The 12447-nt window shown below is 42.8% G+C and carries 7 protein-coding genes and 1 pseudogene; 2 read left to right on the top strand and 6 right to left on the bottom strand.

Going from position 1 to position 12447, the window contains the following annotated elements:
* Nucleotides 1-250: 250 nt before the first annotated feature.
* From H6G28_RS30020 to H6G28_RS30010, 3 genes and pseudogenes are all read right to left on the bottom strand, one after another.
* Nucleotides 251-585: pseudogene (locus H6G28_RS30020) on the bottom strand (XisI protein).
* 34 nt (nucleotides 586-619) lie between these two features.
* Nucleotides 620-1195 carry a Uma2 family endonuclease gene (locus H6G28_RS30015; protein WP_190676381.1) on the bottom strand — a complete coding sequence of 192 codons (576 nt, stop codon included), beginning with the start codon at nucleotides 1193-1195 and terminating at the stop codon, nucleotides 620-622.
* A gap of 54 nt (nucleotides 1196-1249) precedes the next feature.
* Nucleotides 1250-5236, bottom strand: a complete 3987-nt coding sequence (locus H6G28_RS30010; protein ID WP_190676379.1) for a magnesium chelatase subunit H — start codon at nucleotides 5234-5236, stop codon at nucleotides 1250-1252.
* A gap of 456 nt (nucleotides 5237-5692) precedes the next feature.
* Between H6G28_RS30010 and H6G28_RS30005 the strand changes: the two genes are divergently transcribed.
* The gene (locus tag H6G28_RS30005) at nucleotides 5693-5938 is read left to right on the top strand and encodes a DUF2281 domain-containing protein (RefSeq protein WP_190676377.1); all 246 of its coding nucleotides are present in this window, start codon (nucleotides 5693-5695) and stop codon (nucleotides 5936-5938) included.
* A gap of 244 nt (nucleotides 5939-6182) precedes the next feature.
* Here H6G28_RS30005 and H6G28_RS30000 read toward each other — a convergent pair whose 3' ends face one another.
* The 3 genes from H6G28_RS30000 to H6G28_RS29990 all read right to left on the bottom strand — a co-directional run bounded on the left by H6G28_RS30000 (nucleotide 6183) and on the right by H6G28_RS29990 (nucleotide 7716).
* A complete protein-coding gene (locus H6G28_RS30000) occupies nucleotides 6183-6575 on the bottom strand; it encodes a DUF5615 family PIN-like protein (RefSeq protein ID WP_190593244.1) in 393 nt (130 codons plus the stop codon).
* Nucleotides 6572-6946 carry a DUF433 domain-containing protein gene (locus H6G28_RS29995; protein ID WP_190593243.1) on the bottom strand — a complete coding sequence of 125 codons (375 nt, stop codon included), beginning with the start codon at nucleotides 6944-6946 and terminating at the stop codon, nucleotides 6572-6574. Before H6G28_RS29995 ends, H6G28_RS30000 begins: the two co-directional genes overlap by 4 nt.
* Before the next feature lie 128 nt (nucleotides 6947-7074).
* Nucleotides 7075-7716 carry a hypothetical protein gene (locus H6G28_RS29990; RefSeq protein ID WP_190676375.1) on the bottom strand — a complete coding sequence of 214 codons (642 nt, stop codon included), beginning with the start codon at nucleotides 7714-7716 and terminating at the stop codon, nucleotides 7075-7077.
* A 446-nt stretch (nucleotides 7717-8162) separates the two neighbouring features.
* On the opposite strand from H6G28_RS29990, the gene H6G28_RS29985 reads away from it, so the two are divergent.
* Nucleotides 8163-12131, top strand: coding sequence for a DUF2157 domain-containing protein (locus H6G28_RS29985; RefSeq protein WP_190676373.1), 3969 nt, complete (start codon nucleotides 8163-8165; stop codon nucleotides 12129-12131).
* The last annotated feature ends 316 nt before the right edge of the window (nucleotides 12132-12447 follow it).

Genomic DNA, 12447 nt, shown 5'->3' with positions numbered 1-12447 from the left:
ATTATTTCTTCATGCTTATATCCATATAACAGCATTTTGACTGCTGTAGCTCGCTTGATTTCACGTTGTTCTTGACTATTTTTGATAAAATCTTCTAACCACTGTATCCACATAACCACAACTGCTTGCTTGTTATATAATTTACTTTCTTACTTTCTCCGTATTTTCTCATAAGTAGTTTAGGATTGCTATATATTAATGTTATTAATATTTCAATTTAATTTTTACTTCAAGATTTACAAAACATCTCTTAACTCACTGCATAGTCTGTAAACTGCCTCATAAAAGGAGACTGAAAACCTAATACAATATCTTCCTTGGGAACTCCCGCAGCTACTAAATTAGCTGCGATATCCTCCTCTGTACCATTCCATTGCAGCCAAATTTTGCCACCTTTAATATCAATGTGAATGATACAAGTGTGTACCCAGTTTTGACCTTCTCAGCCTACATGAACTATTTGATAATGGTCGCGTTCTGTATCAGAAATTGTTTCAACCTCTATCTTTCCGTAAGCTGGTTTTTGCTCACTATATTCCCGTAATATTTGTGGACAAGCTGGCGATACCGAGTTAATTTATCCATTGGAAAATCACCTCTAGCTCTTCTACATACTAAATTACCAAATCATTGCTAGATTCAATACAAAACCATTTAAAATATCTTCCCCTGATACTGTAACAGGAGATTCCAAAACCTCAACTTCCTTACCTTGTCTATAAATTTCTACCTGACGAGATTTACGATTAATTAATAAACCTAACCGCACACCATTGTCTATATATTCCCTCATCTTTTCCTGTGCAACCTTCAAACTATCACTTGGGGAAAGTAACTCAATTACAAAATCAGGACAAATGGGGGGAAACTTTTCTTTTTGTTCGTCAGTTAAAGCATTCCATCTTGACAACTTTATCCAAGCAGCATCAGGAGAACGGTCTGCACCATTAGGCAATTTAAAACAAGTAGAAGAATCAAAAGCAATGCCAGTACCATCAGCATCAGTCCAATTCATTACTTGTTGAGTAATTCTAGCGTTTTTATTTCCCGTTTCTCCCCCCGTGGGTGGCATGATAATTAATTCTCCCGTAGCAGTGCGTTCAAATTTCAAGTCACGGTTTACTTGACATAGATTAAAAAACTGCTCATCTGTCAGTTCCAATACTGATTGAAGGTTGACGGTTAAAGCATTCATAGTGATATTCCAGACTGAAAGATTAAGGCAGGCTTTACGCCTGCCCATATCATCCTATTCTATGCCTTCAATTCGGTCTTCAACTTCTTGGTACAACTCGCGGAGGCGGTCTAAATTCTCCTCGCTAGTTTCCCAATAACCGCGACCATTTACTTCCAACAAAGTTGATACCATCTTGCGGAAAGAATGGGGGTTGAGGTTCATCAAACGTTTTTGCATTTCTTCATCTTTGATGAAGGTTTCGTTTGCATCCTCATAAATCCAGTTGTCCACTGCGCCGGCTGTGGCACTCCAACCCATTGTATTAACCAATCGCTTGGAAAGTTCGCGGACACCTTCGTAACCGTGAGACAGCATACCTTCATACCACTTGGGATTTAATAGTTTGGTACGGGCATCTAAGCGCACGGTTTCGGATAATGTGCGGACTTGGGCATTAGCTGTGGTGGTGTCTGCAATATAGGATGCTGGGGTTTTGCCATCGCCACGCAGACTTGAGACAACTTTGGTGGGGTCAGAGTCGAAGTAATGGGAAACGTCCGTTAAACTAATCTCGGAGGAATCCAGGTTTTGGAATGTTGCCTCAGCAGTTTTGAGGGTGCTTTCAAAAATCTTCCGAGATTGTTCCATAATGCCGGGGTTATCAGCACTGAAGGCGAAGGATTTACGGTTGAGGTACATTTCTTGTAACTCGGCTTCGCTATCCCAGGTGCTGTTTTCTACCGCCAAGTTGATATTTGACGAGTAAGAACCAGAAGCGTTAGAGAAAACGCGGGTGGCTGCTTGTCTGAGGTTAATTCCCATTTCCTCAGCTTGCTGCATAGCGTGTTTGCGGACGAAGTTCATTTCTGTGGGTTCATCTGCTTCCGCCGCCATCTTCACCCCTTGGTCTAGTAGGTTCATCTGGTTGATGAACAAGTCGCGGAATACACCAGAACAGTTAATGACTACATCTATTCTGGGTCGTCCTAACTCTTCTAAGGGGATTAACTCCAACTTGTTCACCCGTCCTAACGCGTCGGGAACCGGACGTACACCCACCATCCACATGATTTGCGCCAGTGATTCGCCGTAGGTTTTGATGTTATCTGTTCCCCAGAGAACACAGGCAATGGTTTCTGGCCAGTTACCGTTGTTTTCGGCTTTATTTCTTGCCAAAAGTCTATCAACAACGATTTTAGCTGATTGGACAGCCGCAGCCGTAGGGATTGATTGGGGGTCGAGGGCATGGATGTTTTTACCTGTGGGTAATACATCCGGGTTGCGGATGGGGTCGCCACCAGGGCCGGGAAGAATGTATTCGCCTTCTAAGCCTTTGAGTAATGCGCCGAGTTCGTTATCTGCACAAACTTGTTGTAAGCAGAATTCTAAATACTCGAACAGGGGTTTCAAGGCGGAAGCGTCAACTTTGGGATACCCGGCTTTGTGCAGTGCTTCTACCCAAGGTTCCTTTTTGCCCATGTTGAAGAAATTCAACTTGGAAACTAAGGAAACTCTGCCTTCTGCGTCTGTTTGTTCTTGTACTAAGGCGCGGACGGCGGCGCGAGTAGATAGGGTGATGTCTTGTAGGAGTTGGACATCTTCTAAGATACCGCGATCACTATTTTGGTAAATTTCGTCAATATCGCGCCCAATACTGCTGGCAATGATGCGAGGTAAGCTGAGGATTTCTTCTTCCTGACGGTCTAAGCTGGCGATATTAACTAGAGTTGCAATGGCTTCTTCTGCACTTGGCGGTTTACCAATGACGTGTAACCCACAAGGTAACAACCGCGATTCGATTTCCATCAACTTACGGTAAACGCTGCCGACAATATTATCCCGTTCTTCCGGGGTCATGTCTTTAGCATCGGTTTCTGGCAAATTAATATCTTTATCCAAATTAACGATACGGCATTTATCCATGATCGTGTTGACGATGGGGATACCGCGACCGCTATCTTTGAGGGTTTGGTAAGAAGCAATTAACTCGCTGAGTTCCTTCAAACCTTTGTACAAACCAGCGTTTTCTGCGGGTGGTGTGAGGTAAGAAATTGTCTCAGCGTAACTGCGGCGTTTGGCAATTGTCGCTTCGCTGGGGTTGTTGGCGGCGTAGTAGTAGAGGTTGGGAATTGTACCGATTAAGTTGTCGGGGTAACATTCACCCGACATCCCCATTTGCTTACCGGGCATGAATTCTAAGGAACCATGTGTACCAAAGTGGAGTACCGCATCCGCGCCCCAAACTCTTTCCAGGTAGGTGTAGTAAGCCGCAAAGCCGTGGTGAGGGCTGGCGGAACGGGAGAACAACAACCGCATGGGGTCGCCTTCATAACCGAAGGTAGGTTGAACACCAATGAAGACGTTACCGAATTGCTTACCGTAAATCAGCAAGTTTTGTCCGTCGCTGTTGAGGTTTCCTGGTGGTGGCCCCCAGTTTTCTTCTAGGCGTTGGGAATATGGTGTCAGTTCCTCGTATTCTGGGACTGACATCTTGTAAGCAATGTTGAGTTCGGGGCTGGCGTACTGTGCTTGTGCATCGTGGATGACTTGTTCCATCAACTCTTTCGCGTTTTCTGGGATGTCCTGCACGTCGTAGCCGTTGTTTCTCAACGCTTTCATGACTTCGTAGATAGAACCGAATACATCGAGGTATGCGGCTGTACCGACGTTGCCTTTGTCGGGGGGGAAACTGAAAACGGTGATGGCAACTTTTTTATTTAGTTTGGGTTTGCGGCGCAGGTTAGCCCATTTCAAAGCCCGTTGTGCGACGGCGGCGATACGGTCTTGGAGTGCGATCGCCTTTCCTGTTGCCCCATCTCTACCCGATAATATAATCGGTTCAATTGCTCCATCTAATTCAGGAATCGCAATTTGTAACGCTACTTGAATGGGATGTAAGCCTAAATCGCTATCTAACCACTCTTCCGTAGTTTGGAATACTAAAGGCAAAGCCACCATGTAAGGGCGATTCAGGCGTTTGAGTGAGTCAATTGCTTTGGGGTGGTCTTGTCTAGCAGGGCCGCCTACCAACGCAAAACCTGTTAAAGATATGACTGCATCAACTAACGGGGTTTTAGTTGTGGGTTCGTAGAAGTAAGCATCCACAGGTTTGGAGAAATCCAAACCACCTGCAAACACAGGTACTACCCTTGCGCCTAGTGCTTCCAGTTCCTGCACCATCGCCACGTAATGGGCATCATCGCCTGTGACTAGGTGAGTGCGTTGTAATACTAACCCGACACAGGGTGCTAAAGGATCTTTTAAATCTTGGGGGATATCCCGGCGGGCGCTATACCAGTTGAGATATTCTCGAACATCCTCATACATGGTTGTGGCTAAAGGATGCCAAATTCCCATGTCGGGATAAACTACTGGTGCTTGATATTCTAAAGATGCAGCTTTTTGTTTTTCGACATCTTTTAATACATATTTATCAGCCAGCATCAGCAAGAAGTTTTCCAGGTTTTCTGGAGAACCACCCAGCCAATACTGGAAACTCAGCATAAAATTGCGTGCGTCCTGTGCTTTATCTATCGGTAAGAACTTCAGGACTTGGGGCAGTGTCCGCAATAGTTTCAGCATTCCATCTTGGAATCCTGCACCGGATTTTTCTTTGCGTTTCTTCATGAATTGTGCGATCGCACTCTTCGATTGACCCAACTGTGCCAAGGAAAAACTGCCCATTTTATTTAGGCGCATTACCTCTGGCATCGAGGGAAACACAACAGCAACGTCTAGATTATCGCGGTGTGGTTCTACTGCTGCTACTACTTTCTGTGCTAAGTCTTCGATAAAAATCAGAGAGGCAATAAAAATATTGGCACTTTGTATATCGCGCTGGAACTCTTCGTAATTTTCAGGATCTCTGAGTTCCTCAATCAAGTACCCACTGATTTCAATCGCAAGGTCAGGATTGTTGGCGTTAATTGTACGAACCGCTTGCGACAATGCACTCTGGTACTGGGACTCAAGCACGACATAGACCACCTTAATGAAGTTACGTCCGCCCAGGTTATCAGGCGCAATGTGTCTAATGGTGGACTTGACGTGGGTGAACATGCTTCCTCTGCTCCTTTGATGCGTGTTCTCGACTGGAATTGCTTTGCGGCTAAGTTGCCCACAAAGTTTAACGATTTTTTTCGGCAATAAGAGTTTTTTATCAGAAAAACCTTACCAAATGGGCATTTTGTCGCTTAACTGACATAAATCGATATAAAAATCGCAAACTTTGTTAACAAACATTAATAGATAATAAAAGCAAATGCTCACTTAATGTAACAAAAACTTAATATTTTTCGATATATTCTGGCAAATTTGTACTTTTGAGGCGTGATATAGCCAAATATATAAATATGTAATTTTGTCAAGTATTATCTGGGAAGTTTAGGCGATGAGAATGAGGAGGTCAGGATTCGCGTAGTGTTTCCCCATATATTCATAGTAGTACCAAATCAAGAGCGATCGCTTGACTAAAGAACTAACATAAAATCAGATGTACCAAAGGGAGAAGGTGAGATGACTGCTCAAGTTGTAGATACCACCTCAGAATTAATTGCCAAGTTGCAAACTCTAGCACCAGAACAGCAACAGCAAGTCTTAGATTTTGTGGAATTTTTAATGCAAAAATATGCTCAACCTGAAAAAACTCAAGAAACTCCTCAGCAACGTATCCCAGACTTAAATCGAGGCGAAATCTGGATGAGCGATGATTTTAATGATCCTTTACCTGATGAATTTTGGATGGGTGAAGGTGCAGTATGAAATTTATTGTTAGACACTTATGTACTTATTTGGTCAGTAGGAGAGCCAAAAAAACTATCTGACAATGTTAGAACCCTATTAATGGATACTAACAACTCTTGGTTAGTTAGTATAGCTAGTACAGGTCGGCGTAAATCAACAGACCATAAAAAATTGCTACAAGGCTTGTGGTGTAGTTGTTATTTATTTTTACTTTTGCTTTGTTGTACTAGTATTTTATATAAAAAAAGCTCATTACTCAGCTTTACGGAATAAAAACTCGACCGACTCCTAGATAGTTTTCTATATCAAACACAATCTCAATCAGGCGAGTGGCACACTTTTGCCGATAGTTAATTTCATCAAGTCTATCAGGGTTTCCGATTGTCAAAATTGGTAGAGAAATTGGTGTATTTTCCTCACGTATTGTCTGTTCTAGAGAATCATCGCCCTTCATATTTCGATTCGCTGTAATCAAAATCATCTGGTTGGTTTGAGCAAATTGCCAAACAACTCGGTCGCTACTATCCATCGGCAAACCGACTTCCTGAAATGTAAAGAAGCGGATAGGTAACAAATCCAGCCATCCTTCCGCAGAGAGTGTTCCCCAGAATAGAACAGCATCGCCTGTTAAATTGTAGTCAATAAGAAAATTCATGACTGCGCTTCAATGCGAGCTTTCCAGGCTTGTAGTTTTGCACGTAGGGCTTCTTTATCTGATTTAGGAGGCATTGCAGAGATTTTTGCAAAGTGTTCTCGATTTCGCTCTTCCCAATATTGCCGAATTTCCACTGCTGTTTGCAGACATTCTTGGTATTCTGCCTCAACTTCTGTCTGATGAGTTTCAATGTATGCTAACGCTGAATTAATCTGCTCATCATTGAGACCAAGCTTCTCACGAATCAGTTTTGGTGGATACTGAGCTTTTAGATAATCCATCACGTCGTAAAGTGTGATGCGTGTACCGGCGATCGTCAATCCACGTTCTGTGCGAATGATTTTTGGTTCTTGCTTGGATGCTGCTACCATAAAGATTTCTCATCAGAAGCTAATTTCATCATATCGCCAATGTAACTTTTCAGCAGACACAGGCGATCGCTATTGGGTTTTGATTGAGATTTGGAAGTTAACTAATTTATAAAGTAATACAAACCTGCTTATCGACGTATTTTAGGTATAAATGTCTTTTCCAGCTTTTCTGCGATTCGGAAGTATGCAATTAATGGGTTCCCCAGCCCAAAAGGTAATGCTTTGATGATATCTCGATCAAGACGATAAACTCTAGAACCAAGTCGGAGGATAACATCTCCATCTTCACGAGCTTTTACACGCTCTCTTAAGCGCCGAATTTCTTCACTTATAGCACTTTCGCCTACCTGTTCATCTATTAAGATTATTTCTCTATCTAGATTTTCGAGTTCAGCTAAAATTCTAACAGCATCACGCTCTAAGCTATCTATTCTATCCAAGGCTGCTTGTCGTCGAGATTCAATTTTTACAATTTCCGCAAGCCGCGAACGTTCTGCTTCGAGAACTTGAATCTTTTCCTCCTGAGTTTTAGCTTGCTCAATTAGCCTTTCGATCTCTGGAACTTTGGAAAGTCGCTGTAGGATTTCGTCATCAGATCGGCTAATTGCATAGCCAAATAAGGCTAGACCAACGGGAGCAGCAGTAGCAGACGCAATGCCAAACCAAACTACAAAACGATTATCTTTTCCAGATTGAATTCCAAGATAAACGGTTCCGGTAACAAGACCAGTCGCAATAAACGCTGAAATAATTTTCCTTATCAAAACCACTAGAGTAATTAAAAAATGAATTGTAAAAGTATATTTGTCTAACGATTTATTGTACGGTCAATTTCTATCTATTACCCATATTTCGTCTTCAGAAAAGCAATGTTATGCTTATAAACTTGAAATTCAAACTTCACAACCTCAAACTTCTGTTTCAGAACTCGAAGATAGAAATTCAGATGTTAAATTACTGAGCAAAAAAATTGGAATGTGAGTCATTTTGAGATGATTTGCGCTATGAGACTTAGAATAAATTCTGGGGCGGAATAGGTATTTGCAACAAAACTCCTGTTTACTTAGACATTCAGCAATTGCAGGGGATTTAAGGAGCATTCGATTCCACTCATCTTAAAACATTCTAGCGATCGCTCCCGGAACTGGCACAAGTTGAGTCAAGATATACGTTACCCTCATCAAGACTTAAGTATATACCTATACGGCTGCTGCTTATGTCATCTTCTCCAGAGCGTCCGTTAAAAATTAACCTCACCCTACCATCATCCCATCCGCAGTTATTGGAGGGATTGGATTTATGGCTGCGCTTAGGTTTGATATCTGATGCCCAAGTTAGGCAGTTATGTAAAGAATATCTCAGTTGTACGGTGGTGCTACAGCCGCAAGTCGAACCGGAAGCTGTGGTAGCGGGTGCAACTCCCAAACAGAAGCCATTAATTGCTTATGCACCAGCACCGCCAAAACAACCTTCTCAACCCAATTTTGTCACGAGGATGTTGCAATCTTTGGGGGAAGAATTGAGTGTACGCTGGCTACTATTTTTAGGTGTATTTTTAGTAGTGCTGTCCTCTGGGGTATTGGCTGCAAGTCAATGGGAAAGATTTCCCGCATCTGGACAGTATGGGGTGTTATTTGCTTATACTTTAACTTTTTGGGGTTTCAGTTTTTGGACTGGGAGACAAGCAAACCTGAGATTAACCACTCAGACGCTATTAATTGTCACGTTATTTTTAGTGCCTGTAAATTTTTGGGCAATGGACAGTTTCGGATTATGGCACAATCCGCTTAACTGGTTGACAGTTGCGATCGCTGCTCCTACCCTGACTTTTATTACAGTTTTACTGTGCAGTAATCGTACAGTTTTTCCCAACTCCCCCACAAGAAAGTTACCGCTAATTAATATCCTGGCGCTGAGTTATTTACATTGGGGTTGGAAAATCGCAGTCTTTCCTTTAATTGCTGTGTATGCAGCGATGATAGGCACAACTCTACTAACTGTCTATGACATTCGTCGTCAGCGACGTAATACTGGTGAAAATCAACTCAGTTTATTTGCCACCGTCATTGTTTACTCATTAATTGTACTGTTGTCACGGGCAATTTTTGTTGCTGGTGTAAATGTCACCCAACTAGGGTTAGCCATTGGGATTTGTGGTTGGTTGATTACGTGGTTAGTACAGCAGGGAAGGGAGCAGGGGTACAAGGGTATAGGGGTGCAAGGGGGACAAGGGGGACAAGGTGGACAAGGTGGACAAGGTGGACAAGGTGGACAAGGTAGCTATCTTTCTCCCTTGTCTACCCCCTCTCCCTTGTCTCCCCACTCAGCACTCAGCACTCAGCACTCAGCACTTCACCCCGCTTGGGAAATCTTAGGTAGCCTTTTACTCTTCCTCGGTTGGGCTGTGGCGGTAATAGATTATCCGGGACAAGCTTTGGCTGTGAGTGGTTTGGCTTTGTGGTATGTGAGTCAGCGTTTGCAGAGATATAGCCTCAAGCTTGATTTAGCGGTGCTGTTTTTGGTTGGCTTACAGTCGATTTGGCAGGGTTGGCGAGTTGTACCGCTAGAAACACGGAAATCGATAATTGCTACTGCGGCAAATATTACCCAGGCGCACAATGAACCTTGGGCGTTGTTGAGTGTGGCATTATTTCCTTATTTAATATTTATGGTATGGTTTTGCGATCGCCTGCGTCATGCCGAGAAACGAGATTTGGCAAATTATGGTGAAGCGATAGCCGTGATGTTTGGCAGTTTTTTAACTGTCTTGTCCACAATTAATCCTACCTTGCGATCGCTAAATCTAGTTTTTTCTACTATTACTTTGGTTGTTGTTACTAAACGCCGTTCGCCATCTTCCACGCCATTAATTTACCTGACTCACTTCATCGGGTTACTGGCACTTTTCTCAGTCATAGACTGGTTTTTCCCCAACCTCCCCCATTATGTCTGGGCAACGGTGATCTCAGTTGTGATGGTGGCAGAATGGGGATTTAGTCTTGGTAATGGTAGCTGGCAAAGTAGTGCATGGTATTTCGGCTTAGTATTATCCATTGTCAGTTTTAGTTTATTTTTTGATGCCACTTTTAAACAAATTAACCAACAATATTGGGGCGTGATTTGGTTAATTACACCCTTATGTTTGACTTTTTTAGCTAGTCGCACCACAGGCAAACCCCGCACTATCAGGGCTTTTTTGAGTGGGGTGGCTGTGTTTGCGGTGCAGTTTTTAACTATTCTTGTACCAGAAACTAGATTTATGAGTTTGGCGGTGGGTACGGGTGTAATGTATCTCAATACCCGCTATTTAAGAAATGAAGGATCTGCCGCTTTTACCATTGGTTTAGGACTGAGTTTTGTAGCGGCGTTGCTGTGGGAAGGAATACCAGGATTACCCCGCCTAGCTATTGCAGGTTGGTTAGTTGTAGGTGCGATCGCCTCTTTTAGTTTATGGTTAATGCGAAAATTACTGCAACAACGCAACCATGATTTAGCAGATATATATGCAGATGCTAGTGATAAATGGGCGATCACTTTATGTTGTACTGTACTCTTAAGCCTGACAATCCACTCATATTTAGTTTATGATGCCGTCGTCATCCCCGGAGTTTGGTATTTAGTCGCCAGTGCAATTACTTTACTCGCCATTGTTTATCGTAGCTGGCGTGAACCCACAGATTGGGCATTTTACGGTATTGGTTGGTGTGTAGAATTATTCATCGCCGAAGTGTTGAGCTTTGGGGAACGTTCTACAATCAGAATTGCGATCGCTAATATCGCTTTAGGTTTATTCACCCAACTTTTAGGCGAATGGTGGAAAAGACGATATCATCCCGCCGTACTTCCCAGCAGTTTACATATTCTGCCCTTAGTTTATGGTGCGTTGAGTGTTGTTCTGCGGTTAAATGTTTTTACAGAGTGGACTGGTTTATCTAGTTTGGGTGTGGCTTTAATTGTCATTGGTATCGGCAGACGACAACCAAACTTTAAACCTCTGCTGTACTGCGGCATTATTGGCGTATCAATTTCTTTTTATGAACTATTGTTTTATCAAATGTCCCAAGCTAAAGGCGGTGCATTGGGTGATGGCTTAATTGCTATGTCCACTTTAGGAACAAGCATCATGCTAGTTTACAACCGATTAGCGCCTTGGTTGAGCCGATATTTACGCCTCAGTTTGCTAGAAATCAAAGGTATTGCTCATCTGCACTGGGCTTGGAGTAGTGTATTATTAACCCTGGCCATTGCCCTGCCAATTCAAGCTAACCGCCTTGTTGGGTTGGGTACAGGGGGATTATTAATTATGTATGCCATCTTTCAAGGAAGAGGTAATAGTAATACACCAAGGGTTTTTGGCAGAATCACCACAGAAGAAATGTGGGTGTATCTCGGCTTATTAGAAGTATTGGGAATGCGGGTTTATTGGCGAGAAACCGCCGTCGGACAGTGGCTAACCGGGCCGTTAGTCCCTTGGAATGGTGCGATCGCTTGTGTGATAGCCTACTTCTTATACAGCTTACCCTGGGAAAATTGGGGTTGGTCAAAAAGACCTTGGCAACTCGCCGCCTACATTTTGCCATTAATGATTTTGTGGGAAACCAAACTGCAAGTTTACCCCATCACCCTGCTCATCGCGGCTGGATTTTACATCATCTTAGCCAAGGTGAGTGAAAATATCCGCCTCACATATATTAGTATCGCCTTAATTGATTGGGCAGCCTGGAAATGGTTATCTCAATTAAATATTACTGATCCCTTGTGGTATTTTACCGCCACTGGACTTTCGCTGTTATACATTGCCCAAGTTGATCCACAGCTAAAACTGCCAGAATCAAAATCATCGCGGCACATTGTGAGGCTGGTAGGTATCAGTTTAATTTGTGGATGGGCTGTGGTATTTCATCAAGATACAGTCATCATTCCCGGAATTTTCAGCCTCATCGCTATTTTTGCTGGATTAACTTTGCGTATTCGGGCTTTTTTGTATGTTGGTACAGGTACTTTCTTAGTTACTGGTATTTACCAATTAGTCATTTTTAGCTTACGTTACTCATTTTTAAAATGGGTAATTGGCTTGCTAGTTGGCATTTTGCTGATTTATATCGCCGCTAACTTTGAAACTCACCGCACCCAACTTAATAGCTTACTTCGCAACCGCAGTCATGAATTGGATGAATGGGAGTGAAGAAGGTAGGAGACAGCAACAACTTAGATTTGTGTAGGTTGGGTGGAGGAACGGAACCCAACATTCACGCATACTGATAGGTATCGCACTACATCCAAATCTTGCTCATTCATAACTGTGAGATTTTAAACACCAAGTCTACACTGCTGCATCTGCCTGAGAGGAATTTGAAAAAAAATTATACGCAAATGCGATCACACAAACAATTCTCCATGATGCGAGTAGTTGGTTGAGCGAAGTCGAAACCAACGACATCGGTATATTTATTCTTGTAAATCGCCTAATGAGTCTTGAATACTCACGGACGAGTCTTGGA

Origin of the sequence: Nostoc sp. FACHB-190, assembly GCF_014696905.1 — a bacterium.
Lineage (GTDB): Bacteria > Cyanobacteriota > Cyanobacteriia > Cyanobacteriales > Nostocaceae > Nostoc_B.
This window is presented reverse-complemented; position numbering and strand designations above follow the sequence as displayed.